Here is a 25,371-nt window from a genome sequence, read left to right as displayed (position 1 = left end):
AGCTACGGATGCCACGTTGCTTCGCACTAGTTTTGTGCTTGGATTTTGTCGCAATCTTCGTCGCGGGGGACAGGGTTGCCGACACTGTCTACGGGATGGGTATACATGTATTTCCAGACCGCTTCGTGTAGGTATTCCCCTTTGTCGTTTTTGGCTGCACTCCGGCCTGGCTGCACTGAGCTGTGAGCCCTCTTGGCGTCGCCGTTGACATCAAAGGCTGTGATCAAGCGGCGAGTGTTTCCGTACGGAGGTGCTTGTTTGTCGACATCGACGATCGGTCCAAACTCGTTCAAGCCCAGCAGTTCCCAGCTTCGGCAGTAATGATCGCCAGTCCAGCCGGAATCGAGTACGTGTGAAAAACCGAAATAACGATTCGGTGGAGTGGCTGAAGGAAGTGCCTGCCAGGTTTGATGCTGGTCACGTGGTCCGCACAATGCGACGACTCGGCTGACTCGTTGGTGTTTGGCAAACCGAGCTGCCGTGGTTGAACCGTGGGAACTTCCGCTAACGATCACGTCTTCCCAGCGAAGGCCTTTGCCGTCGGCCGTTAGGAAATATTCCCAGCCGCCTTGTGGGTTTTCTTTTGCCAACCATTTCACGAACTGCAGCGAACGCTCCATCATGCCGTCAGGCTTCGGAATCGAAACCTGATCGCTGAAGTCTTCGCCGGTGGCCGCTTCTAGGCGGATGTCGCCTCGGCATTCTTCACCGACAGGATTTTCCTGGCAGCAAAGGGAAAACCAGCGATTGGCGTAATGAACGCGAATCGCGTGTAAGCCGTAGCTATTCCATCGCTCAAAAAGAGGTTCGTTGTTCCCCATCAACCAGATCACCAACTTGCCCTTTGGAGCGACGCGCGTATCGACGGACGCCTGCTGCGTATCCTGAGGTTTTCCACTGTCGGATTCCAACACAAAACCGATTTCGGGATGAGATTGGACTCGTGAATCGATCTCGCTGGCACGTGCCGACAGTTTGTACCTCTGCGGACTGGGATCCTTAAATTCCAGTTCGTCAGCGGATAGGAAGCTGCTGCAAAGCACGGCAAATGCCGCGCTTAAAAGGGTCAACTTGGTGGAAAGCATGGAGTGAAAATCCTTCGAGGGGAAGTCTATTTAGGGACTGGAACCAATTTTGCGCTTCGTCCTAGAGTAGCCGTGGAGGCATTCGACGAGTGGTCTAGGATAAACGGTCCAACGCTGCGGTCAAAGTGAAGCAGAATCCGAGTGCTATCCGTTGGCTCCAGCCGTTTGGCGGGCTGGAAATCATCCGAGTAGACTGCGGCGGAGGACAGGCGCATTTCGTCGATCAAACCGATGAACGATCGCGATGGTTGGCCACCCCTGTCGGTGTCCGCTCCGACATAAAGTGGCAACCGATTCGTTTTGCGTTTGCCAGTCCCTTTTTTGCTGGCCACCTTTTTGCCATCGACGAACAGCACCACGTTTTCGCCGTCATAGACACCCGCGACGTGCGACCACTCGTTCAGTGGCAACCGTGATTTCGCTTCTGCGGAAACGTATTTGCCATTCAAGTGAATATCAAACTGAGGGACTCCTTCGTCCATGAACAAGGCGAATTCAGAAATTTCTGTTTTGGCGATTAGACCGCGATGCCCTTCTGACTGCGTGGGGCGTACCCAAGCTTCCAATGTCATCGGGCCGTTTGGCAATTTCAATTCGCTGGAGTCAATGCGGGCGACGGATTTTTCGTTGCGAACATCAAGGCAAAGGTTGTTCTGGTTGGTGAAATAATCCGCAGGAACACCAGCCATTCGCAGTTTGATGGGCGTCATCGTGGCGGGTAATTTCACTCGGCTGGATTCCCCGACCATTTCTAGTTCGATTTGGATCTGAGGAAGAGTTACATCGAAGTCACTGCCGGCGATGCGGCGTAGTTGAACCGGGAATTCGATTTCTTGGCCCGCAGCGATTTCGAAGTGTTGGTGGTCTAAGGAAGTGCTCCAGCTGCTTCCGGCGACCAAGGATGCGGTCCCTTCAACAGGCCGGTCGCTAGGATTTTTCAGCTGGAAGATAACAGTGCCGGTCGCGGTTCCGTCCAGCGATAGCAGCACATCGTTCTTCTTTTCGATCGGCCGAACGGAACGAGCCAAGCCAATTTGCTTGGTGAATTCTGGAGTGAATTCCTTGGGATCGATCACGGCACCAATTGGAAGCGCTGCGACGCTGATCGTATCGGGACGGACGGTCACGATGTTCATGTGATGTAGGTAACCCGCATCCGGAATGTCGGCTGACAGATTGCCGCCGGTCGTTGCGAGGGTGTAGTAGGCGATATCGTCCTTCTCTCCGTCGTACCGCATGTGGTGGATATGTCCGGCAAAAACGGCCGACACATTTCCTGCTGTTTTCAGTTTTTCGTGCACTTTGTCCCAGTTGCCGCCGGTATATCCGCCACCGATCCAACGCGGGTGATGCAGGAACACAAAGACATGATCAAGTCCCGACAAACTCTCCAATGCCTGCTGTAAAAATTCCAGCTGCTCGGGACTCATCGTTTGCAATTCGCCGGCGTTAAACCCTTTGCGATTGGTTTCTCGGTCACCTTCGTCGGAATACAGGACAATGAATCCGGCGTTTTTGTGCTGGAAGGAATACCACAGCGGGCCAAAGTGCTTTTCGTAACTCTTTTCATGCTGCCCTTCAGGAATCGGAGCCGGGCCGCGATAGTAAACGTCATGGTTTCCAGCGACCGGGAACCACTGCATTTTCAGCTTTCCCATGATCTCTTTGAATTCCGTCATTTGCGGCATCCATTCTTCGGTCGTGTTGTAACCTTGGACCAAATCGCCCACGGTCATGACCAAATCGGGATCTAGCAAATTGGTGTCTTTTACCGCTTGCTCAAGCACTTTCAGCCCTGCAGGAACTCCACCGGTACGGTCGCCATAGATGGCAAAGTGAAAGACCTGTTCGTCCTTCGCCAGCGGCAACACACGGGTGTCCGGACGGGTTGTGAACGGAGCGGTTTGCGGTGGGTGCGGATGATCATGCGAGTGCCCATTCGCATCCGCGTGGGGATGCGAATGGGCTCCTGCGGGACCGCCAGGCGGATCGTGTGCTTTGACAGCCGTAGGAATAAGAAGCAAACAGATGCAGGCTGAGGCTAAGCTGATGAATCGCATTTTTAGTCGACTACGAATGAGGTGGGTGCGGGTCAGAGGGGCAGGAATGCGGCTGGAAGGTTATCCAGTTTACTCGATCGGAAGAGTCAGATGGGCTTTGGGTAGACGCCCTTTTTTCCGTATCGAACCCGGCGGCATCGTCGGATATCGGCGTGAATATTGGATGATCGCAAGGTTAGCGTGCGATGAAGATCGTTCGCGGCGCTTCCGTCTGAACCGATTCCCGTTGTTAGGCGGGCGTTGTTAGGCGGGGGCGGGGCGGCCGAAGTAGAAGCCCTGTGCTAAATCGAATCCAAGGTCCTGGCAGGCTTGGGCTTCTTCAGCGGTTTCGATCCCTTCGGCCAATGCTTGGATGTCGAGGTCCCGGACCATTCGGACAAGGGTCGATAACATCTGCACACGGTGCGGATCGGCCGAATCGATTCCTCGAATCAACGAGATATCGAATTTGACGAATTCAGGTCTAGCTTCGATCAGTTCGGCTAAACGTGCTTGCCCGGCGCCGAAATCGTCGTACGCCAATTGCATGCCCAGATCTTTTAGGCGAGCGTGCAGTTTTTGCATCATCGCGGGTTCGGTTACGGACGCTTCGTGGATCTCAAGAACGATCGACGTGTTGCCAGCCATGTCGCGGAGATTGCCAAGGCTGTCAATTAAGCCTTCGCCGGCCATCTCTTTGGGGTGAGTGTTCACGTAGAGCGTCGGACGATCGGGTAGGTCGCGGCCGACGCGGACTCCTTCCCATCGCAGCAGGCGGCTTAGTTCGACTTCAAGATTAAGTTGTTCGGCGGCTTGGAACATCGCTCCAACCGATTCAAGTCCAAAGACTCGGCCGCGTCCCAGGACTTCAAAGCCGACCGATTTGCGAGTCCTTAAGTCGAGGATCGACTGAAAGTGTGGAACGACCAAGCGTTGGTCCATCAGGCGATCGAACTGTACCAGTGCCAGGGCTTGATCGCAGACGTTCTCGGCGATCGTCCCCATCGTGTGACTGGACGCCGATTGCCGGCGGATCCGGAACGGGGCTTCGGCGAAGTGGACCAGGTCCTCTTCGTTTAAAGGGGTGGGGCGATCGATCCGTGTTCCGTTGACGTAGGTCCCGTTGGTGCTTTGCAAGTCTTTGACAAACAGTTCGCCATTTTCGACCCACAGCGAAGCATGGTGCCCGCTGACAGTGGGGAAGTGCAGCGTCATCGCAACGCCCGCTCGCCGTCCGATTACGTACGGGTTTTCGTCGATCGGGATATGCCGAACGTCTTCTTCACCTCGAGTCGCACCCGATAGGAACCAAACATCCGGCTTGGTTGTCGCGCTAACCCGCATGGGATCGTTGGACGATACGGATGGAGACCAGTTCATGTGAATGCAAAGCAACGCTTGGTGGAAGTGAGGAGGATTCTTCGGACCGTTTTTCGCTTTCGGGTTCCCGAAAGCCACCGAAACTTAGGACAGGGAATTGGGGCGGGGGGGATGCAATCGCAAAATTTCCGATGTTTCTAAATTGCGTTTGGAAAACGTTGGGCAGAAGGTTGCGGTACGGCACAAGGTGTGAGCTATGTTTCAGCGAAACCGCTTCAGTTTATGTATCGGAACAAGTGAAAACCTTATGTCTACTGCAATTCGAGACACGCATACGATCGAATCAGGGTTGCTTAGCGGCCTGTTGTCGGATGATACGTTTTGGCCTGTGACTCCTCGTGACACCGCCGAAACGGGTCTGAGCGACTCTTTTATTGAAAGCTTGCTCCTTAAAACCGTTCTAAACATTGGAACCCTCAGTGGCCGCAATATCGGCGAGCAGATGGGGTTGCCACTTCGCGTCATCGAACCGCTTCTGGAGCGGCTGCGCACGCGCAAGCTGGTCGTGCATGTCCGTCCTGCACCCTTCAATGACTATTACTATTCGCTTTCAGAAAACGGCCAGCGAGCGGCTCAGCAACACATGCAGAACTGTTCGTACACCGGACCCGCTCCGGTGGTATTGTCGGATTACGTCCTAAGTGTTGAAGCTCAAACCGCTGGACTTGAACCGATTGACCGCGATCAATTGCAGCAGGCACTGCAGGCGATCTCCTACCAGGATGAATTGCTTGATCAGTTGGGCCCCGCCGTAAATAGCAACGCAGGAATGTTTTTGTTTGGGCCTCCAGGAAATGGGAAAACCACTGTCGCACGCTGTCTGACCCAGTGCCTAGGGCAGGAAATCTGGATTCCCCATGCGATCTTGGACGATGGAAACCTGATCAAACTGCAGGACGATGCTTACCATCGTGCCGCTCCGGTTCCTGAAGGCGACGGTGTCGTCCATTCTCAGGAATGGGATCGCCGCTGGCTGCGAATTCAGCGCCCGACGGTGATTGTCGGTGGTGAACTTGTGATGGAGAATTTGGAAGTTCGCCACGATCGCCAGAGCAATATCTGTGAAGCACCGCTGCAGATGAAAAGCAATTGCGGCTGCCTGTTGATCGACGATTTTGGTCGCCAGCGTATCCAGCCCGAAGAACTGTTGAATCGCTGGATCGTTCCGCTAGAAAATCGTCTTGATTTCTTGACCTTGCCAACCGGCAAGAAAATCCAAGTCCCCTTCGAACAGTTGATCATTTTTTCGACCAACTTGAATCCAGATCAATTGGTGGATGAAGCTTTCCTTCGCCGCGTCCCCTACAAGATTTTTGTCGATGATCCCTCCGAGGAGGAGTATCGCGCGATTACGAAAGGGGTGGCTGCCGCGTTTGGATTTGAACACGGGGCGGAAGCAGCGGAACATCTGTTGAAATTGTATCGACGTGAAAACCGTAACCTGCGGCGTTGTCATCCACGCGATCTACTGACCCAGGTCCGTAACTATTGCAGGTATCGAAAAATTCGGCCTCAGTTGCGTCCTGAGTTTCTCGATATGGCATGCCGAAGCTATTTCAGCGAATTGTAGATTTCTGTTTCCTGTTTCTCGTCTGCTAATTGTTGCTTGTTGATAAAAGTCCTATGAACGATCCTTCGCAATCGAATCAGATCTCTGAACATGATCGACTGAATGCGCCTGGTGTCAAACAGAGCGAGCTGGCAGGTCATGCGCCTGAACTGGGGAATGCAACTTCAGGTTCTATGAAACTGCAGGCGGGCTATGAACCGATCCCGGGCTACATCCTCCAGGAACCCCTAGGGAAGGGCGGCTTCGGTGAAGTTTGGAGTGCCCTTGCCCCTGGCGGATTCCAGAAAGCGATTAAGTTCGTTTACGGTGCTCGAGACGAAAAGCGAGCGGATCGGGAATTGCGCTCCCTGGAACATATGACCGGAGTCAATCATCCCTTTTTGTTGACGCTGGAACGATACGAATTTGTTGATGATCGCTTGGTGATCGTTAGTGAATTGGCCGATGGCTCGTTGGAGGATGTGTATAACCGGCATATCGAAAGAGGCTCGTGCGGGATCCCTCGTCAGGCTTTGCTTTCTTATCTAAACGATGCAGCGGATGCACTCGATTATTTGCATAAGCAATTTCAGTTACAGCATCTTGATATCAAGCCAGGCAATCTGTTGCTGGTGGGTGGGCACGTTAAGGTCGCAGATTTTGGTTTGTTGAAGGATTTGCGAGAAGAACAGTGTTCGATGATCGGGGGGCTGACTCCGATTTATGCGCCGCCTGAAGTCTTTGATGGACGACCTAGCAAAAGTAGCGATCAATATTCGTTAGCGGTGATGTACCAAGAACTGTTGACCGGGACTCGCCCATTTTCGGGCCGGACGATCGCGCAGTTGGCGACCCAGCATGTTCATACGACGCCCAATCTGGATTCTTTGCCTCCATGTGATCGCCCGATTGTTGCCAGAGCTTTGGAGAAGGAGCCCGAGCGGCGTTACGATTGCTGTCGAGACATGGTTGAAGCGTTGCTTGCTTCGCAAAGCCAAGGGGTTCCTCTGCGAGCTTCGGGGAAGTCCGCATCGATCGGTGGCGATACGCTTGCCGGGACCATCACCACCTCGGGCAAGTTACGGGCACCCGTTGTTGAAGAACTGCCGGGATTGTCACGTTTTCCCGAGAATAAAAATCCTTCGGCGGTTGGCAATTGCCTGGTCGTTGGGATCGGAGGTACCGGGGCGGATGTGTTGCTGGAATTGAACGAGAAAATGAAAGCGTCCGGCAAATCGCCCGATGCCAGGATGGAGTCGGTTTTGATCGATACCGATTCCGAAAAAATGTATTTGCTGCGAAGCCTGGAAGGGCCCGATTCGCGTTCGCCGTGTGTGACCGTGCACACGCCGCTATTGGCAGCGTCCCAGTACCGTGACAAAGGAACCGAAAAACTTCGCACGATCAGTCGACGTTGGATCTACAACGTGCCCCGAAGTCGGTCGACCGAAGGGATGCGTCCCTTAGGACGATTGGCGATGGTCGACCATTCCGAAGCGATTCGAAATTCGCTGGCGGCAGCAATCAAGCGGACGGCAAAAGATTCCAGAGTGCCGCTGACGGTTTATCTGGTCGGATCGTTGACCGGTGGTACCGGCAGTGGAATGCTGCTGGATATCGCCTATTTGCTGCGGCATCTTTTAGACAGTGATGCACTAGAGCAGTCTGATATTATTCCATTGTTTGCAGCGAATTCGGTCCGCCCTCAGGCTCGTAACCCGCTGGGGAATGCCGATTCGGCGGCGGCGCTAAATGAACTGCGGCACTATCTAAAACCCGAAAATGGCTATTCAGGGGACCCGGGAGCCAACTGGCCAAGCGTGCCGGCGGCTCGGTCTCCACTGCGTAACGCCTATGTAATCGCCAATCCAGATCGTATCGATGGCGCTGCAAATGCGGTTGAAACGATTAGTGAATACATCTGGTGCTGCAGTCAGGGCGCTGCCGAGATGTTGTCGGTTGCAAGGAAGCCACCGGTGCCCGAGGAGGGGACTTTGCTGCAGTCCGGACCGACAACCCGTTCGGTCGGAGTTGTCAGTTTAAGCTGCCAGGATCAGATCGAAACGGCCGTCTTGTCGGCGATGCTTGCCAAGCAGACGCTGGCGGAGTGGGTGGGCAACGCGAACGAAGCGAGGCAATTGGCGCCCGGAATATCCGATCGCTTAGCGGCTCGGTGCGGCGTTTCTGTCGAATCGTTGCTTCAGCAAAAATGGCAGCCGTTTGCAGAAGACCCCGTGCAAAGACGAGGCGAACTGGAGCAATGGCTGCGGAAACAGAATGTCGCTGAAGGTCTCGATTTCCAGCCCGTCTTTGAACGCTTGCAAGAAAAACTGGGCCGTTTGAGTGAGGGGTCTGCTGACGACCGCGTGATTCATGATCGTGTAACTTGTTTGCGCAGAGAAGTGACCGTGCGCTTGCAAGATAAGCGAATGGATCTCTATACGGTGATCGAAGTCGTGCAAACTTTATTAGCGCAGGTGCAGGCCGGCAGTGGGGAAATCAACGCTCCGCAAAAGCCGTTGCAGTCCGATACGGTCGCTGGCAATGTGAGTGGAACGGACACCGTTCTTGATGGTTTGGCTGGGAACGTTTCTGCCGATCACTATTTGCAAAATTTGGATCGTACGGAAAAACTATTGGAGCAAGCGGTCAGCCAAAGCCTGCTCAATCGAGTTCATGTTTTGGAAGAGTTGCTAACGCAATTTATTGCGGATTTGAAACAGCACTTAGAGGCCGTTGCCGAGGTGACCGACCAGTTGGATGCAATGATCGGCGCAGAGGATCAAGTCCATTTAAGTGAAGCAATGTATCGGCAACTGGAGGCGTGTCGTCAACCGATGCATCTAGATATCGTTGGCCGATTGTTGGCGATGCCATTGATGAAAGAAAATTCACAAGTTAGTGAAAAGACATTGCTGTCGGTCAGCTTGAACAGTGCGAAGGAACAGATTTCGATGCAGCTTGCGTCGAAGGAAGGGGGCAAGCCTGAAACCGTACCAATGACTTTGGAGGAACAGGTGCAGGCTGCAGTAGCGGCCGTTCGTCCAGCATTTTTGGATTTAGGCGGCAAGCAGCGTCTGCTATTAATCGTAGGGTCGGAACGTGAAGCAAAAGAATTGTCTGCGCCGCTAGAGGCTGCTTATGGAGGGGCCATCACCACCACAATCGTCGAAGGAGTCCAGCCGACTCTGGTCCACGAAGCTCAATCGATTCCACTGGTTGAAATGATTGATCGACTGATCAAATCCCTAGGTGGCAACCACAAAGTCGCCGTCAAGCTGCAGTCACGAGTCGACGTCGAGTGGCCCAGCCCCATCTAGGTGAAATGCCATTCGCAAATCTCAAAACTTCCGTTCCTGTCGCACCTAAAGTAGGCCGGATCAAAGAGCGATAGCGATGCAGCTCCGGCGGACGCAATTTGTAGTTCCACCTCTCGGGACATGCGATTTATAAGTAGGCGTTTTGGCAGCGGAATGCAGCGGAAGCGAGAAACGTCGGGCCCCCTCGTCCCTTCGTCCCTTCGTCGGCTTGCCGCTGGAAGCGGAAAGTCGAACGGCATGCGTTTTTTAGCCATGCAAACTAATTTCAAATCTTGGCATCATGCCAGGCAAGCTGGCATGGGGCCTATGCTCGCCGCCAAAACACCAACTAATAATTCACACGTTCCCCGAGTCGGGAAATGGAGCGAGCACGAGTCTCGGAGAGACGCGACTACGTGCCAATTACACGACCGATTGCAGCTCAGGCGAAGGCGACTTGTTCGCTTCTGTCGGGCTTGTCCATTTCCGGGCAAGCCCGGAGATGAAACGCTTTCGGCAGATTTCTGCTACTTCAAATTTTCTAACAGGAACGACCACATGTCGGCGTACTGCTCGATCGATTTGCTTACCGGGGTTCCCGCACCGTGGCCCGCTCTTGTTTCGATCCGAATCAGGATTGGGTTGTCGCAGGATTGAGCGGTTTGCATGGCCGCTGCAAATTTAAAGCTGTGCCCTGGGACGACGCGGTCGTCTCGGTCGGCGGTGATGACCATGGTTGGTGGGTAACACGTTCCCGGCCGAATGTTATGCAGCGGCGAGTACTTCAGCAGATTTGAAAATTGAGCCGGATCATCACTGCTTCCGTATTCACCGACCCATGCCCAGCCGATGGTAAATTTGTGGAACCGGAGCATGTCCATGACGCCTACGGCAGGTAAGCAGGCTCCGAACAAATCGGGCCGCTGTGTCATGACCGCTCCCACCAGCAAGCCGCCGTTGCTGCGACCGTAGATCCCCAAATGTTCTGGCTGAGTGTACTTTTCGGCGACCAAGTATTCGGCAGCTGCGATAAAGTCATCGAAGACGCGTTGCTTCTGGTCTAACATCCCTGCTTCATGCCATTCTCGCCCGTATTCTCCACCGCCACGTAGCGTAGCGACCACGTAGATGCCGCCGGCGTCCAACCAGCCGGCGACGGCAGGTGAGAATCCAGGAGTGATGGAAATATTGAAACCACCATATGCATACAGCAGCGTGGGGTGAGTGCCGTCCCGCTTCAGCCCTTTGCGATGGGTGATGATCACAGGGACGTCGGTCCCGTCAGCACTCTTGCAGAAGGCTCGTACCGTTTCGTACGCGGAAGGATCAAATTCGACTTCGGGTTGACGCCACTTTGAAATCGAATCGTCGCCCAGATCAAAGCGATAAATCGAAGGAGGCGTTACATAGTTGGTGAAACTGAAGAACGTTTCGCTGCCATCGCGGCGGCCACCAAATCCACCGACCGATCCAAGTCCCGGTAGTTCGATCGTTTTGGATTCCTTGCCGTCCATCGAAAAGATTTTGGCAACACTGATTGCACCGTCCAGGCTGACAGTAAAGAATCGATCGCCCAACAAGTGAACCGATTCGATGACCTCTTTCTGCTCGGCGATGACCTCCTGCCACTTGTCGCGTTCAGGGTCGTTCCCGTTGACGGCGATGACACGGCGGCGTGGCGCTTCGTGATCGGTCAGGATGTACAGCGTGTCGTCATCATTTGCCGCAAACGTGTACTCCGCATCAAATCCAGTGATCAGTTCGCGGACTTTGGAATCGGGGTCGGAAAGGTCTTTGACAAAAATCTGGGATTGCGGTTCACTTCCTTTCCAGTTGTTGATGATCAGCCACCGTCCGTCTTCGCTGACTTCCGGTTGGAATCCCCATTCGCGATGATCGGGACGCTCGTAGATCAGTTGGTCGTCTTTTTGGTCAGTCCCTAACTGATGGAAGTAGAGTTGTTGGTTGTAGTTGGTTCCCAGCAATTCTTCGCCGGCTGCGGGCGCCGCATAGCGACCATAGAAGAAACCACTCCCGTCTTTTTTCCAGGCGACTCCGCTAAATTTTACCCACTGCACGACATCGTCTAGGTCCTTGCCGCTTGCGACATCACGGACGCGGTAGGTTCGCCAATCACTGCCACCATCGGCCGTTGCATAAGCGACCCGTTTGCCATCGTCGGTGGGAGCCCAGCCGGCGAGTGCGACTGTCCCATCTTCGCTGAGCGTGTTGGGGTCGATCAGAATTTCTCGTTGGGCATCCAGCGATGTGGCTTTGTACAGAATGCTCTGATCTTGCAGCCCGTCGTTGTGAGAATAGAAGTAAGTCGAACCGCGGTGTGCGGGCATTCCGAAACGTTCGTAATTCCACAGCCGTTCCAGTCGCGTTCGCATCGCTTCACGCTCTGGCAATTTTTTTAGGTATGCCTGTGTCCGTTCGTTCTGAGCCTTGACCCAGGCGGCCGTGTCGTCACTTTCCGTATCTTCCAGCCAGCGGTAAGGGTCCGCGATCGTGGTTCCATGATAGTTGTCAGTGATCTCGGTTTTTTTGCTAACCGGATAGGGAGAAGTCACTGGTGATTCCGTTTCATTCGAAGAAGGAGGAGCAGGTTGAGCGGCCAGGTCGCTGCGAATCCCTTGCATGCTAAAGAACGCTCCGGTCGCAAGAAACCCTAGCAACAGAGGACGAGAAATGGACCAGCGAGAATTCATGTTGTGGATCAAGACAGGCTCCCAGCAATTGCAGTGCGTAAAGTTTACGGTCCATTCTACTGGCAAATGGTCGTCGCCATAGTCTTTCCGCGGCCGCAGAACGGGTCTCCCCCTGAGAAAATGGAAATCACACCCTTCGCATGGTCGTAATGGCAGGCGGTGAAATTGCACCGAACGATCGCCGGCTTGGTAGGATAGAAAACCAATTCATCAAGCATTTGACTCGATTGTTCAGGAATTCCTATGTTCTGTGTCTCCCGTCCCGCAGGGGTGGTTTTTTGGGGAATGGCCGCGGTAACCGGTCTGCTAACCGTTTGTATGCGAACCGATGCCCATGCAGCTGACTCGCCCGGCCGGTTGCCCAATGTGATTTACATCATGACGGACGACTTGGGGTACGGAGACTTAGGGTGTTACGGCCAGCAAGTGGTTCAGACGCCTAATATTGATCAACTGGCCGCCGACGGGCTGCGGTTCACCGACCACTACGCCGGGCATACGGTGTGCCGACCGTCTCGGTTGGTGCTATGGACCGGTCAGCATGTTGGCCATACAGGGTTGGTTGGCAATGCAAGCCGATCTTTGACCGGATCCGAAGCGACGGTTGCCCAGTTGTTGAAACAGAAGGGCTATGTCACCGGTGGGGTAGGGAAGTGGGCTTTGGGAAATGTCGATTCCCCTGCCGATATCGATAACCCGGGCCATCCAAACAACAATGGATTTGACTATTGGTTTGGGTATATGAACCAAGGCAACGCGCATAACTATTACCCACCCTATCTGTGGGAAAACAAGACACAGGTTACGTTGCCGGGGAATGAGCTTAGTACAGCCCCCAATGCACGAGGCAGGGTGTCGGCCAAGAAGGTGACCTATTCCCACGACGTCATGACGGAGAAGGCTCTGCAATTCGTGCGGGACCATCACCAAGATCCGTTTCTGTTACACATCCACTGGACGATTCCCCACGCGAACAACGAAGGTGGTCGAGTCAACCAGGATGGGATGGAGGTCCCCGATTATGGAATCTATGCCGACCGCGATTGGCCCAATCCCGAAAAAGGGTTTGCTGCGATGATGACCCGCATGGATGGGGACGTCGGGCGGTTGGTCGGATTGCTGAAAGAGCTGAAGATTGACGAAGAAACCTTGGTGATTTTTACTTCCGATAATGGGCCTCATCAAGAAGGGAATCATGATGCCACGTTTTTTCAAAGCAGCGGACCTTTGACGGGGATCAAGCGATCGATGCATGAAGGGGGGATCCGCGTTCCTCTGATCGCCAAATGGCCGGGCAAAATCGCTCCGGGAACCACGACCGATCTTCCCTCGGCCTTCTGGGATTTTCTCCCCACCGCGTGTGAACTGGCCGGAGCTTCCGCGCCTGCCGATACGGATGGAATTTCGTATTTGCCGACCTTGTTAGGCGATCACAAAAATCAGCAGCGGCATGACTACCTGTACTGGGGAAGCAGTGAAGGGAAGACGTCCGTCGGAGTTCGATCGGGCGATTGGAAACTGGTAAAGTACCGCGGTGGCGATTGGCGTCTGTACAATCTGGCGGAAGATATCGGTGAGCAAAAGAACTTGGCAGCAAAACACCCAGCTCGAGTGCAAGAAATGCTGGCGACCCTTCAGGCCGATGGACTTGCCGAGGAACCTCAAAGGAAAAAATGATGAATACAGATTCTGCTACGGACTATGCCTCCTTTCATCAGCCGGTCGATTCTTCCTTCTTAAAGAAAGTCCAAGATTCGCCGCTGTCGCAGTTTTTGTTGGATGCGGAGCAAATCCAATTTTTTGAAACGAACGGGTACCTTGCCGGAATTCGGGTCCTGGATGACAACCAAATTGAACAATTGCGGGCAGAGCTAAGCGAATTCTTCTCGCCAGGGCACAGCGGATCGCAGTGGTGGCATGAATATCACACCAACGAATCGGCCGATCCGAATTCTGTCTTGTTTCATGCCCTCGGTGCGTGGCGTCTGCGCCCGGGGTTCCATGACCTGCTTTGGAATCCTGCTTTCACGGTTCCTGCTAGTCAATTGCTGGGGGGAAGCGTCCGCTTTTGGCATGACCAATTGTTCTGTAAACCAGCAAAACATGGAGGCGTTGTCGCCTGGCATCAAGATTATTCGTACTGGACGCGAACGACGCCGATGGCCCATTTGACCTGCTGGATCGGACTGGACGATAGTTCGGTCGACAACGGTTGTTTGCAGTACATCCCCGGAAGCCAACGTTGGGATCTGCTGCCGATCACCGGATTGGCGGGCGACATGGAGGCGATTCAGGAGGTTTTGTCCGAATCCCAGTGGGAGCAGTTCCAGCATCCCGTTGCCATCGAATTAAAAGCGGGGGAATGTACTTTCCATCACCCGTTGATGGTCCACGGATCTTATGCAAACCATACCGATCGACCGCGCCGAGCGACGGTCTTAAACGTTGTTCGCGACGGCGTCTGCTCGCAGACAGACGAACCGTTGCTGGCGGGAGCCGATTCGATCGCATGTGGCGAACCACTTGCCGGTCGATTCTTTCCGTTGCTAAGAGATTCTGCAGATAGGTAGTGCGTCCTCGCCTGCTTGATGGACGCCACTTTGTTTCTTCCCACCTTTTGAGTCCTACCAAATGATTTATCGTCCTGTTTTGCTCATATTGCTCGCGGGTTGGCTGGTGCAACCCGCCGCTGCAGAGCTTCAAGTTGGAGCGACCATTGTTGACGTGACCCCGCCAACCTTTCCGGTTCTGGTCAACGGCGGAATGTTGTCACGCACCGCTGACAGCGTGAACACTCCCGTTTCGGCTCGCGCTATCGTTGTCGATGACGGTCAGAAACGTTTGGCAATGGTTGTTGTCGATAGTTGCATGTTGCCCCGTCCGTTGCTGGACGACGCGAAACAGTTGGCCGCAAAACGAACAAAGATTTCCGCCGATCATATGATGATTTCGGCCACGCACACTCACACCGCTCCATCCTGCATGAATGCGTTGGGGACCGATGTCGACACAGCGTATGTCTCGTTCTTTCGTGAGAAATTGGTGGAAGCGATCGTCCAGGCAGAAAAGAATTTGCAACCCGCTAAAGTCGGGTTCGCCGTTGGCGATGCCGAGCCATACACCGCTTTGCGACGGTGGGTTCGCCGCAGTGACCGTGTGGACAACGATCCGTTTGGTAATCCGACGGTCCGCGCGAACATGCATTCGGCGAAGAATTGGGATAATGTGACGGGCCCCTCAGGGCCTGAGGATCCAGAGCTTTCGCTGATCGCGTTTCAGGCTTTGGACGGCAGCCCTTTAGCTGTGCTTGCTAATTACTCGATGCACTATTTCAGTGATACACCGATCAGTGCCGACTATTTTGGTTTGTTTTGCAACGCCATTCAGGATCGCTTGGCAGACGAGGTAAATGATTCGCAGGCCGTGTCGCCTGTGGTGATCATGTCGCACGGTTGCAGTGGCGATATTTGGCGTCGCGATTATACGATTCCTGAGGATCAGCAACCTCAGTACACGATCCAGTCCTACACAGACGCCTTGGTCGACATCGCGATGGATACGTATCAAACGGTGAAGTATGACGCCGACGCGGATCTGGAGATGGCCGAGCAACGGTTACCGATGAAGTATCGCGTTCCCACCAAACAGCGATTGGAATGGGCCGAGAAAATTATGGCCGATCTGGGGGACAACCCTCTTAAGACTACCGAGCAGGTTTATGCTCGCGAGCAAATTGCTTTGCATCAAATGCAGGAGACCGAAGTGGTCGTGCAGGCGATCCGAATCGGTGAAATCGGGATCGCCACGACGCCTAACGAAACCTATGCGTTGACCGGCTTGAAACTGAAGTTCCAAAGCCCGCTGGCGAAGACCATCGTGATCGAATTGGCCAATGGTGGTGACGGTTACATTCCTCCTCCCGAGCAACATATTCTCGGTGGGTATAACACCTGGGCCGCACGCTCTGCAGGTCTGGAAGTGACCGCCGAACCTCGCATTGCTGCCACAGGGTTATCGCTGTTGGAAACGGTTGCCGGTAAGCCTCGGCAGACCTACGCCGCTCCCTTTAGCGATCATGAGCAAGCGTTGTTAAAGGAGAAACCGCTGGCGTTTTGGCGGTTGGATGAATTCGCAGGACCAACCGCCGTCGACGCGTCGGGCGCTCAACGCAGTGCGACTTATGAAGACGGAGTCGTGTTCTTTCTAGAAGGGGCGGATCCCGCTGCCGAACCAAACATTCGCGCACAGGGGCGAGCTGCCCACTTTGCTGGCGGGCGAATGAGGACCAGCCTGGATAATCTGTCTGGCGACTATTCCGTGCAGGTGAGTGTCTGGAATGGGATGCCAAACGAGGGGCGTGAAACGACTGGATGGATCTTTTCTCGCGACCATGATGATGCCCTTTCTGAGCAGGGCGAACACCTTGGGATTGGCGGGACTGCCTCTAAGCCGGGGTGTTTGATCTTCCAGCAAGGTAACGGTGACGTTGTTGTCGGATCGACGCCGCTTGAGCGTTGGACTTGGAACCGAGTTCGAATGGTTCGCAAAGGGGATCAAGTAAACGTTTACTTGAACGGTGCAGAGGCACCTGAATTGACCGCCACGGTATCGGCCAACAGTGGCACGATACCTCACGTCTTCTTTGGCGGACGCAGTGACAACGAAGCGAATTTCGAAGGTCGGTTGGATAGTATTTCCATCCGTAACGAATAGCTTCGCGGTCGCTACATCACGGCGGCAACAGGCTTATTCCAAATGGAATTCAAGCATGTTGTCGCCTTCGGTGATCGTGGCCGTCAGGCCCGATTTGTTGGCGTTGCCGTACTGCTGAGGGATTAGTTGTTTCGGTTCGGAAGCAATATCCTCCGGCAGTCCGCTGCCCATTTCCAGGGCGGTGATCGTCACCCCGTGCTCTCCAATGACCGCACCGTCGTCTTCCCCGTAAGATTTCAGGACAAAGGTGCCGTCTTCCGCAAGGTTGCCCGTTGCGGGCGGGCCGTTGCCAACAGGCGTCAGCATTACCGTGCCTGTTGGTACCGGAGCACCTTTGTAGGTCACGATCCCTTTGGTGGGAGCCGTTGGGAATTCATTGGCTGGAGGCCCACAGCCGACCGCTGTAAGCATCAGGGCTGCGGAAAGCGAAAGGGTAAAATACCTTGCCGCAGTCGCGGTTTTATAAAATCGATTTAGGTAGTTCATTCGGTAGGTACCAGTTGAGGAGGCGAAGGAAGGCTTTACGGCAGTTGGACAATTTCGCCTTGATTCGCAGTCGCTAGCCCGTGCAGGACGTTCATGTTGATCGTCTCTGAAAGGAAGTGGGTGCTACCGTCCGCAAAACTGAACTGGGCTCCGCTGGGATGAGCACTGCGGTAAGGAGTCGCGTTGGTGTTGAAGGATCCCGAGTAATTGATTGGGAATTGAACGTATTTGTTGTCAATTTGCAGGAAGCCACCGCCGGCTGAGTACTGATAGAAGCCCCAGGTCCAAGGCAGGATCCCGCCCCATCCGTTCAGTTGGCCATCGGTCCAGTCCAATTGCGCCGACGTTTCGCCGAACAGCAAGGTCGAACTGGTGCCATCGGTAATCGATGCAAACCGAGTGTCACTGAGGGGATAAATCACGCCCGAGGTACTGTAATCTCGAGAGGAAGCCGAACCGGCAACCATTCCAACATTGATCGATCCAGCGTTAGCCCGGTAATGCAGGGCCGCTTGCTTGATGCCAATCTGACCAGCGGCGTTGGCCTGGTCACCCAATGGGGATGACGGGCAGATGTAGCTGGGCATTGGGGACGAGAAAATTTCGTGACTACCGTTGTGAGGTGCCGTCGTGAATCGATAGGGTTGAATGGTTACAAGAGCTCCAGGGGTGAAGGTGTCGATGAGGTCCAGACGATTGCCTTGCTCGATGTAATCGAATAGGCGAGCTGGCCAACCGATGAAGTATCCGCCTTTTGCGATACCACCGGTAGGGAATTTCACGTAGGTGTCGTGATAGTTGTGCATGGCCAAGCCAAGCTGCTTCAGGTTGTTGCTGCACTGCATCCGTCGGGCAGCTTCGCGGGCTGCTTGAACGGCGGGGAGCAGCAAGCCAACCAAGACGCCAATGATGGCAATCACAACAAGTAATTCAACGAGGGTAAACGCTTTGCGCTGCGGTACCCGAGCCAACGTAAGTGAGGGCATGGTGTCAGTCCTTTGCGAATCACGGAGGTAGGAATGCCGTGATTCAGTAGCGGAGGGAAACAAACAAATCAAACAGACAATAACAAATCTCAGAGGCCGCGTGGGGTAAAATCATTACCATTAGCTGGTGTGATTTTGACTCGCCCTTAACGGTCAATTGGCAGGTTGCGAACCCCCTGCTCAATGGAGTGAAGTCCTAAGCTTCATCGCCAAAACCGGGGCCGTCGTTGAGCCTAGAATACAATATAGATCGTTGGTGCAAGGCTGCAAATTTGCGACGTAAATTATTCGTAAACTAAATCCTTGTGTCGCATGTTCATTAGCGTTGCTAATTAAGGCGGGTTTGATCTATGGCGAAGAAGTCCGCTGTTAGCAGGTTCCCACCGGAGTTCAAGCAGCAGTTAAGGAGAAGCCGGAGCGTGGTCCCAGCAGATTTGGGCGGGGAAGATTTTTTTTGAATTGAGAGAAGATTTTCGTCTCAAGCCCTCAGCGTCTTCATGGATCCGGATGGATTGCGTAGAATGCGAACGCAAAGAGGGCCAGTAGCTCAGTCGGTTAGAGCAGGGAACTCATAATTCCTTGGTCGCGGGTTCGAGTCCTGCCTGGCCTATCGCCCCTGTATTCCTTTGGAAGACAGGGGCTTTTTTATTGGAGGTTGGGCCGAGGGTCGCCTTTTGTTTGATTTCTGTTTCGGTGGGAGAAGTGCATATGGCGGGTGAGGGAGGCCGGTTGGCGACTTGGTTGGCGGGGCGATTTGTTTTGCGACCGACTTCGCATGCGATCGATTCGGGGGCTCAGGTTCGTTTCCAATTGCCCGCTGGAAAATCGTCGAAGTCGATCGAAGCTTTTGCTCACGTCGATCCCCAGCGGATCGCCGAGGGCCTCTTTCCTGATCTGTTGGTTCTGAAGCTGCCCGGGACCGGTGGGCGTGCGGAACGTTCGCCCGCTTTGCCTTCGGCGGTTCGTTTTAGTGGAACGAGTGAAGTTTGGACTTGGAATCCTCCGGGGTATGGTGGCAGTTCGGGGAAGGCCTCTTTGAAAAAGCTACCGGTCGCTTCGCTTGCGTTCTTTGATGCCGTCACAAAAATGAGGCGAGGCGAAAAGACTCGTGTGGTCTTGATGGGCAATAGCCTGGGGTGTGCGGTCGCGATGTGGCTGGCAGCTAACCGCGAAGTGGATGGGTTGGTCTTGCGAAATCCGCCTCCTCTTTCTGCGACGATTTTGAATGTGGCGACTCGCCAGCGTTCACGTTTGTATCAGTCGCTGATTCGCTTGCCGGCACGTTGGGTCGGCCGCGGGATTCCCGCGGCGCTCGATATTCTGCAGACAGCTCCTAAGTGCACTGCCCCCGCCTTGTTTGTTCAGTGCAGCGGCGATTCATTGGTGCCGCCGGAGCTCCAGGCAAAGGTCCGGCAAGCTTACGCCGGGCCGCATCGACTGGTTGTCTGGGAAGGTCTGGAGCATCACGAGGTCCCTGAAGAAAAAGATGCCGGAGAATATTACGCCGAGCTGGAGTGGATCTTCGGTACGCAAGAGGGCAAGTGAGGTTTTGAGAGGGGGGGATTTTCTCGCAGCGATTTTGCGGTGAAGACGCGGTGAATGTTTCGTATTTCACACGGTTATGTCATGTCTTGCCCAGCTCTGTCTGCCCCCTCTCCCCCAAAACAAGCTCTTGAATCGCAGTTAATTGAACTGGCTGGCGACCCGTTGATTTGATGTCAAACCTGTTTTGAGCGAGCTTGTTTTGAGGGCGAGGGGAGCAAGGATTTGCTTGCTTATTCTTAACGCGTCCGCCGGAGCTGCATCGCTGTCGCTCTTTGATCCGGCCTACTTTCTAAACGCCATTTCGCCGGGTCCCCTTTGAGAGCTGCAATCGGTCGTATGGAAATAGCACGTAGTAGAGTCTCTCCGAGACTCGTGCTTGCTGTATTCTCCGCCTCGGAGAGGCGGAGTTACGAATCGCGGAGCTGCGGGGTGCGTCCGCCGGAGCTGCATCGCTGTCGCTCTTTGATCCGGCCTACTTTCTAAACGCTATTTCGCCGGGTCCCCTTTGAGAGCTGCAATCGGTCGTATGGAAATAGCACGTAGTAGAGTCTCTCCGAGACTCGTGCTTGCTGCATTCTCCGCCTCGGAGAGGCGGAGCTACGAATCGCGGAGCTGCGGGGTGCGTCCGCCGGAGCTGTATCGCTGTCGCTCTTTGATCCGGCCTACTTTCTAAGCGCCATTTCGCCGCGTCCCCTTTGAGAGCTGCAATCGGTCGTATGGAAATAGCACGTAGTAGAGTCTCTCCGAGACTCGTGCTTGCTGCATTCTCCGCCTCGGAGAGGCGGAGCTACGAATCGCGGAGCTGCGGGGTGCGACCGCCGGAGCTGCATCGCTGTCGCTCTTTGATCCGGCCTACTTTCTAAGCGCTATTTCGCCGCGTCCCCTTTGAGAGCTGCAATCGGTCGTATGGAAATAGCACGTAGTAGAGTCTCTCCGAGACTCGTGCTTGCTGCATTCTCCGCCTCGGAGAGGCGGGGTACGTCCGCCGGAGCTGCATCGCTGTCGCTCTTTGATCCGGCCTACTTTCTAAGCGCCATTTCGCCGCGTTCCCTTTGAGAGCTGCAATCGGTCGTATGGAAATAGCACGTAGTAGAGTCTCTCCGAGACTCGTGCTTGCTGCATTCTCCACCTCGGAGAGGCGGAGCTACGAATCGCGGAGCTGTGCTGTTTACTTTTGGGCTCTGGCTTCTTGGAGCATTTCGATCAGCTGGGGGCGGATGATCGATCCGGGAAGTGCGTAGCTGACGATCCGGCCGGCTCGGGCGATGTTTAATCCGACCACTTTCCCGCTGGTGTCGAGCACGGGGCCTCCACATTGGTCGGGTTCTAGGACCGTGTCGTGTTGGAGGACTCGGTCGAATCCGCTCAGCCGAAGGCTGCGGGCGCCGTTGACTCGAACTTCGTTTTCCGATTCTTGCATCAGTCGGAAATCGCGAATCTGAGCCTCGACTTCGACGGTCGATTCTTCTCGCTGAAGGGTTAAGTGAACGGTTTCGCCTGGATAGAGTCCCCGCAGTGCGAGGATCACTTGCTGTTGCCCCGTTTCCTCATGTCCGTTGACCGCAATGATTCGGTCGCCGCGTAGCACGCCCGCTTCATCCGCTCCGCTATCGGGCCAGACGACGTCGACGCGGGCTTGCCCTCGGCTGTCGTTCTGGAGGGCGACGCCCAACCGTCCCTTGTGGTCGATGGCGCGTGGAACCGCTCCGACAACCCCTAACCCGATTGGTGTTTTGCCTCGTCCGGCGCTGACAAGAAAGCTGCCGATTTCAGGTTCTTCGGTATCAAAATCGACGCGGGGAAGTTTGCGGACTTCGTCGATATGCAGAAGGGCTAGATCGGTCGATCGTCGTACTGCTGCGATCCGGGCGTGAAATAATCGTCCGTCGGCTAAACGGACTCGAAGCGGATCGGCACTCAGTTCGCTTCGCTTGGTCAGGACGTACCCGTCGGTTGCCACGATCGCGCCCAAGGCGACCGGTTTGCCGTTGGACAGAACCTGTACGGTCGCCTGTCCTGCCTGAACGGAAAGAGGCGTTACCAGCTTCATCATCGAACCGTTATCGCGGCGGTTCGATAATTGGATTCCGAACTGCTCCTGGATCCAAGCCGGGGCTTTAGGCTCCTGAGCCGTCAGCGGTGCCGCATCGGTAAGCAAACAGACAACAGCTCCGATGCATCCGATCGCCGCAAAGCGAATGGTGCGAACGCCATAGTGCGAGAGGTTTGAGGAGTTCAAGAGGTTTGAGGAGCTTGAGGAGCTTGAGGAGTTCGCCATCGTTAAAGTCACCAGCGGAAGTTCAGGCAGTGGTAAGCAGCGAGCGGTTCTTCGGAGTTGTTTTTTATCGAGACGCTTTTCTGCGGAGACGTTTTTCAGTTTGCGAAAGCATGCTGCGGGAGCATTCGGTCGCGGAACGGAAGGCGGGAATCATTCGGTAAAGCGAGGGTCGCGTCCGATTTCGACAATCACTCGTTTGGTTTCCCCGCCTCGCTTCAGGCGGACGATGACCCGCTTGCCGGGCATCGTTTGCGCCACGGCTTCGCGGAGAGAATCGAAGTTCGAGATCAGGTCATCCCCCAGTTTTTCGATCACGTCGCCGACTTGGATACCCGCGTTTGCGGCGGGGGATTGGTCGCGGACGTCGGTGATCAGGGCGATGGGGTTATCCTGTTCGCCGTGGACGCCCAAGATTGGACGGAATCCGGGTAAGAACCCCCAAGCTTTGCCGGCGTAGAGGTCGTCCCATTTCTCTTCGTAGTACTGGACGGGAATGTGAAGGTTGTCGGCGACGTCGTTCCCGATGCGTGAGTGGATGGCGATCAAACGGCCTTCGATGTCAAACAGCGGGCCTCCGCTATCTCCACCGGTCAGAGTGCAGTCGGTGACGATCGATCCTTTGCGAATGGCAAGGATGCGACCGACGCGCGTGACCAGTCCACGGACGGGGTCGTAGCCGCCGGGGTGTCCGATGGCGATGCACCACATGCCCTGTTCCAGCAGGTTGCTGTTTCCCAGGGAGGCGTGGGGCCAGGGTTGGCCGTCGTTTTGATCGTCATCCAGTTTGATCAGGCCCGCGTCGACTTCGCGGTACATGCCCCGAGTCGTTGCGGTGGCGGTTGTGCCATCGCTGAGCGTAATCTTCACTTTTAATCCAGGGCGTTCGGCGACATGGGCCGCCGTCAGGATGATTCCGTCGCCAGAAATAATGACTCCACACCCTTGAGTGCTGCCCGTTTCGTGCCCATCGATCTGAATGTTGACCGTGCATGCGGCAGCCCGCGTGGCGATCGCCTGTTGCTGGGATTCAAGATCACGCAGTTGCTGCAGTGTGGAGGGGACGCCGCCGGATTTGACGATGCTGACAAGCGATTCCGGAGAGGCTAGGTAAGTGCTCCCCGAACCATTGCTGGGGGGTTCAGCAATCGCGACTCCGGAAAAGAGCAACAGGCTGGTTAGGACGATCTTCGATAAGTGATAGCCTGCTGATTCCATAGCACCAAACGAGTTTGTGGGGATCGGAGAATCGGCGAAACGCGATATACTGATTCCTCATTCTAACCGAAAAGCAACCACTGGCGAGAAAACCAGCGACTTTATTATCCAATGTCTAGCTTAAATCATCCTTCCGCCAATTCTGCTGGCACCGCGTTGATCGTTGGTTGTGGTTATCTGGGCAAACGGGTCGCTCAGCGGTTGATCGCCGATGGCTGGGAAGTCTTCGCGACGACTCGCAAGTCTAGTCGAGCAAAAGAGTTAAGTGCAGTCGGTGCGAAGCCTGTGGTGGTCGATTGGACCGATCGGCGGAGCCTGCGGTCGTTGCCCGGCCATGACCGAATGCTGGTGGCGGTCGCGTACGATCCGCACAGTTCGGTCAGCCGCTATGACAGTCAGGTCGGGGGATTTCGGAATTTATTGCAAGCGACCGATCCGGCGGCCGATTTGTGTTACATCAGCACGACGGGCGTCTACCATCAAGCGGACGGACGCTGGGTCGATGAGGCTTCCCCGTGTCGGCCTCCACGCGAAGCGGGCCGAGTTCACTTAGAAGCGGAGCAACTGCTTTCGCGTTATCGGCCTCGGGCTGACTGGACCGTTTTGCGGTTGGCTGGTATCTATGGTCCACAAAGAGTGCCGCGAATTGCCGATGTGGTCGCCGGGAAAGCGTTGACGGCCGATCCGGATCAGTATTTGAACCTGATCCATGTCGATGACGCGGCGGCGATCGTGATGGCGGCTTGGCGTGCTGGGCAAGCGGCTCGCCGTCGCTATTATGTCGTTTCCGATGGGAATCCGGTCCTGCGTGGCGATTTTTATCGTGCGGTGGCTCAGATGACCCACAGTCCGGTCGTTCGGTTCGAAAACGCCGCCAGTGCTAGGCCGGGGCCGCAGCGCGGAGGCCATAAGCGAATTTGGAATTTGCGTTTGCAGACGGATCTCTACGCTCAATCGCAATTCTTATACAACAACTATCAGCAGGGGCTGCAGTCGATCATCCCCACGCCTTTTTCTTCAGCGGAGTCTACTACCTGATGCTCTCTCGCAAACCGATTTTTCCGGGTGTGATCGAATTGAATTTTCAAGCTGGCGAGGTGCTCGGCTGCAGCGTTTATTTGATTTACGATCAAGACGAATGGGTGTTGATCGATATCGGCTACGAAGAGACGGTTGACGATTACATCGAGATCATTCGAAGGCTCGATTTCCCGTTGTCTCGATGCAAGGCATTGATCGCAACCCACGCGGATGTGGATCACATCCAAGGTCTGGCCAAAGCAAAGCAGGTGTTGCGGACCGAGGTCATGTCGCACCCCAATGCCGTAAAACCACTGGAGAGCGGTGACGCGCTGCTGACCTTGGCCGAGATCGCGGCTCAGGGATTGAAGATGGATATGCCGCCGGTCCAGATCGAGCATCAGATCGATGAGGGAACGATCATCCAAGTCGGTGATAAGAAGATCGAGGTCTGGCATACCCCGGGACACACCGACAGCCAGTTGGCCTTCCGTATCGACAACATTTTGCTAAGCGGTGACAACATCTATCGCGACGGCTGTATCGGAGCTCTGGACGCACACCACGGAAGTGACATTAAAGCGTTCATCACATCGTTGGAACGTATCCGTGACAGCGATATCGAGTGGCTGCTGCCAAGTCATGGACCAATCTTTCGCAAAGATGTCGCCATGCTGAACAAAACGATCGATCGAGTCAAAGGCTATTTGACGATGGCCGATTTTGGCACGCTGGCCGAATCATGGCCGTTGATCGACGAATGGGAAGACGAAGTCGCCGACGGAATCCTGCCCGAAGGTTTGGGCTAAGGATCACCGGCCACGATACAGAAGTCGCGAAGCGACGGCACGCGATAGCCTCGGACGTGTAAGATTCGTCTGCCGGAGCTGTATCGCTGTCGCTCTTTGATCCGGCCTACTTTCTAAACGCCCTTTCGCAGCGTCCCGTTGGAGACCTGCAATCGGTCGAATGTAAATAGCACGTAGTAGAGTCTCTCCGAGACTCGTGCTTGCTGCATTCTCCGCCTCGGGGGACGTCGATTGTTTCGCACGCCCAGCGGAAGCG

General features: G+C 54.9%; 16 protein-coding genes and 1 tRNA gene. 9 read left to right on the top strand and 8 right to left on the bottom strand.

Annotation, left to right across the window (positions count from 1 at the left end):
• Positions 1 to 26: 26 nt before the first annotated feature.
• From FF011L_RS24405 to FF011L_RS24395, 3 genes are all read right to left on the bottom strand, one after another.
• Positions 27 to 1,085, bottom strand: a complete 1,059-nt coding sequence (locus tag FF011L_RS24405) for a BPSS1187 family protein (RefSeq protein WP_145354549.1) — start codon at positions 1,083 to 1,085, stop codon at positions 27 to 29.
• A 26-nt stretch (positions 1,086 to 1,111) separates the two neighbouring features.
• A complete protein-coding gene (locus FF011L_RS24400; RefSeq protein ID WP_145354548.1) occupies positions 1,112 to 3,145 on the bottom strand; it encodes a LamG-like jellyroll fold domain-containing protein in 2,034 nt (677 codons plus the stop codon).
• A 243-nt stretch (positions 3,146 to 3,388) separates the two neighbouring features.
• The gene (locus FF011L_RS24395) at positions 3,389 to 4,504 is read right to left on the bottom strand and encodes an EAL domain-containing protein (protein WP_145354547.1); all 1,116 of its coding nucleotides are present in this window, start codon (positions 4,502 to 4,504) and stop codon (positions 3,389 to 3,391) included.
• 247 nt (positions 4,505 to 4,751) lie between these two features.
• Here FF011L_RS24395 and FF011L_RS24390 point away from each other — a divergent pair, with 247 nt between their 5' ends.
• Both FF011L_RS24390 and FF011L_RS24385 read left to right on the top strand, forming a co-directional pair.
• Positions 4,752 to 6,074, top strand: a complete 1,323-nt coding sequence (locus FF011L_RS24390; RefSeq protein ID WP_145354546.1) for an ATP-binding protein — start codon at positions 4,752 to 4,754, stop codon at positions 6,072 to 6,074.
• 53 nt (positions 6,075 to 6,127) lie between these two features.
• The gene (locus FF011L_RS24385) at positions 6,128 to 9,373 is read left to right on the top strand and encodes a protein kinase domain-containing protein (protein ID WP_145354545.1); all 3,246 of its coding nucleotides are present in this window, start codon (positions 6,128 to 6,130) and stop codon (positions 9,371 to 9,373) included.
• Between the two features lie 506 nt (positions 9,374 to 9,879).
• On the opposite strand, the gene FF011L_RS24380 is transcribed toward FF011L_RS24385, so the two are convergent.
• Entirely contained in the window at positions 9,880 to 11,994 is a 2,115-nt protein-coding gene (locus FF011L_RS24380) for a prolyl oligopeptidase family serine peptidase (RefSeq protein WP_391560949.1), read from the bottom strand.
• A 312-nt stretch (positions 11,995 to 12,306) separates the two neighbouring features.
• Between FF011L_RS24380 and FF011L_RS24375 the strand changes: the two genes are divergently transcribed.
• From FF011L_RS24375 to FF011L_RS24365, 3 genes are all read left to right on the top strand, one after another.
• Positions 12,307 to 13,740, top strand: coding sequence for an arylsulfatase (locus FF011L_RS24375; protein WP_145354543.1), 1,434 nt, complete (start codon positions 12,307 to 12,309; stop codon positions 13,738 to 13,740).
• Positions 13,740 to 14,633, top strand: coding sequence for a phytanoyl-CoA dioxygenase family protein (locus FF011L_RS24370; protein ID WP_218932860.1), 894 nt, complete (start codon positions 13,740 to 13,742; stop codon positions 14,631 to 14,633). The genes FF011L_RS24375 and FF011L_RS24370 overlap by 1 nt, the downstream gene beginning before the upstream one ends.
• Positions 14,634 to 14,694: 61 nt before the next feature.
• On the top strand, positions 14,695 to 16,776 hold the full coding sequence (locus FF011L_RS24365; protein ID WP_145354541.1) for a neutral/alkaline non-lysosomal ceramidase N-terminal domain-containing protein: 2,082 nt from the start codon (positions 14,695 to 14,697) through the stop codon (positions 16,774 to 16,776).
• A 33-nt stretch (positions 16,777 to 16,809) separates the two neighbouring features.
• Here the strand turns inward: FF011L_RS24365 and FF011L_RS24360 are convergent, their stop codons facing one another.
• Both FF011L_RS24360 and FF011L_RS24355 read right to left on the bottom strand, forming a co-directional pair.
• Positions 16,810 to 17,262 carry a hypothetical protein gene (locus FF011L_RS24360; RefSeq protein WP_145354540.1) on the bottom strand — a complete coding sequence of 151 codons (453 nt, stop codon included), beginning with the start codon at positions 17,260 to 17,262 and terminating at the stop codon, positions 16,810 to 16,812.
• Positions 17,263 to 17,297: 35 nt separating this feature from the next.
• Complete coding sequence (locus tag FF011L_RS24355) at positions 17,298 to 18,248, bottom strand: DUF1559 domain-containing protein (RefSeq protein WP_145354539.1); 951 nt, start codon at positions 18,246 to 18,248, stop codon at positions 17,298 to 17,300.
• 536 nt (positions 18,249 to 18,784) lie between these two features.
• On the opposite strand from FF011L_RS24355, the gene FF011L_RS24350 reads away from it, so the two are divergent.
• Together FF011L_RS24350 and FF011L_RS24345 are read left to right on the top strand one after the other, a co-directional pair.
• A tRNA-Ile gene (locus FF011L_RS24350) sits at positions 18,785 to 18,858 on the top strand.
• A gap of 68 nt (positions 18,859 to 18,926) precedes the next feature.
• Complete coding sequence (locus FF011L_RS24345; protein ID WP_218932859.1) at positions 18,927 to 19,793, top strand: alpha/beta hydrolase; 867 nt, start codon at positions 18,927 to 18,929, stop codon at positions 19,791 to 19,793.
• Positions 19,794 to 20,961: 1,168 nt separating this feature from the next.
• On the opposite strand, the gene FF011L_RS24340 is transcribed toward FF011L_RS24345, so the two are convergent.
• Both FF011L_RS24340 and FF011L_RS24335 read right to left on the bottom strand, forming a co-directional pair.
• Entirely contained in the window at positions 20,962 to 22,032 is a 1,071-nt protein-coding gene (locus tag FF011L_RS24340) for a PDZ domain-containing protein (RefSeq protein WP_246109604.1), read from the bottom strand.
• A 189-nt stretch (positions 22,033 to 22,221) separates the two neighbouring features.
• Positions 22,222 to 23,286, bottom strand: a complete 1,065-nt coding sequence (locus FF011L_RS24335; protein ID WP_145354536.1) for a S1C family serine protease — start codon at positions 23,284 to 23,286, stop codon at positions 22,222 to 22,224.
• Between the two features lie 111 nt (positions 23,287 to 23,397).
• Here FF011L_RS24335 and FF011L_RS24330 point away from each other — a divergent pair, with 111 nt between their 5' ends.
• Positions 23,398 to 24,324, top strand: coding sequence for an SDR family oxidoreductase (locus tag FF011L_RS24330; protein WP_145354535.1), 927 nt, complete (start codon positions 23,398 to 23,400; stop codon positions 24,322 to 24,324).
• Positions 24,324 to 25,115, top strand: coding sequence for an MBL fold metallo-hydrolase (locus tag FF011L_RS24325; RefSeq protein ID WP_145354534.1), 792 nt, complete (start codon positions 24,324 to 24,326; stop codon positions 25,113 to 25,115). The genes FF011L_RS24330 and FF011L_RS24325 overlap by 1 nt, the downstream gene beginning before the upstream one ends.
• Positions 25,116 to 25,371: the final 256 nt, after the last annotated feature.

Origin of the sequence: Roseimaritima multifibrata, assembly GCF_007741495.1 — a bacterium.
In the GTDB taxonomy this organism is placed as follows: domain Bacteria; phylum Planctomycetota; class Planctomycetia; order Pirellulales; family Pirellulaceae; genus Roseimaritima; species Roseimaritima multifibrata.
The sequence above is the reverse complement of the archived record's forward strand: the minus strand, read 5'-3'. Positions and strand labels throughout refer to the sequence as shown.

Excerpts from the sequence above, each read along its gene's own strand:
- FF011L_RS24405 (WP_145354549.1), bottom strand. The coding sequence starts at position 1,085 with ATGCTTTCCACCAAGTTGACCCTTTTAAGCGCGGCATTTGCCGTGCTT.
- FF011L_RS24400 (WP_145354548.1), bottom strand. The coding sequence starts at position 3,145 with ATGCGATTCATCAGCTTAGCCTCAGCCTGCATCTGTTTGCTTCTTATT.
- FF011L_RS24395 (WP_145354547.1), bottom strand. The coding sequence starts at position 4,504 with ATGAACTGGTCTCCATCCGTATCGTCCAACGATCCCATGCGGGTTAGC.
- FF011L_RS24390 (WP_145354546.1), top strand. The coding sequence starts at position 4,752 with ATGTCTACTGCAATTCGAGACACGCATACGATCGAATCAGGGTTGCTT.
- FF011L_RS24385 (WP_145354545.1), top strand. The coding sequence starts at position 6,128 with ATGAACGATCCTTCGCAATCGAATCAGATCTCTGAACATGATCGACTG.
- FF011L_RS24380 (WP_391560949.1), bottom strand. The coding sequence starts at position 11,994 with ATGCAAGGGATTCGCAGCGACCTGGCCGCTCAACCTGCTCCTCCTTCT.
- FF011L_RS24375 (WP_145354543.1), top strand. The coding sequence starts at position 12,307 with ATGTTCTGTGTCTCCCGTCCCGCAGGGGTGGTTTTTTGGGGAATGGCC.
- FF011L_RS24370 (WP_218932860.1), top strand. The coding sequence starts at position 13,740 with ATGAATACAGATTCTGCTACGGACTATGCCTCCTTTCATCAGCCGGTC.
- FF011L_RS24365 (WP_145354541.1), top strand. The coding sequence starts at position 14,695 with ATGATTTATCGTCCTGTTTTGCTCATATTGCTCGCGGGTTGGCTGGTG.
- FF011L_RS24360 (WP_145354540.1), bottom strand. The coding sequence starts at position 17,262 with ATGAACTACCTAAATCGATTTTATAAAACCGCGACTGCGGCAAGGTAT.
- FF011L_RS24355 (WP_145354539.1), bottom strand. The coding sequence starts at position 18,248 with ATGCCCTCACTTACGTTGGCTCGGGTACCGCAGCGCAAAGCGTTTACC.
- FF011L_RS24335 (WP_145354536.1), bottom strand. The coding sequence starts at position 23,286 with ATGGAATCAGCAGGCTATCACTTATCGAAGATCGTCCTAACCAGCCTG.
- FF011L_RS24330 (WP_145354535.1), top strand. The coding sequence starts at position 23,398 with ATGTCTAGCTTAAATCATCCTTCCGCCAATTCTGCTGGCACCGCGTTG.
- FF011L_RS24325 (WP_145354534.1), top strand. The coding sequence starts at position 24,324 with ATGCTCTCTCGCAAACCGATTTTTCCGGGTGTGATCGAATTGAATTTT.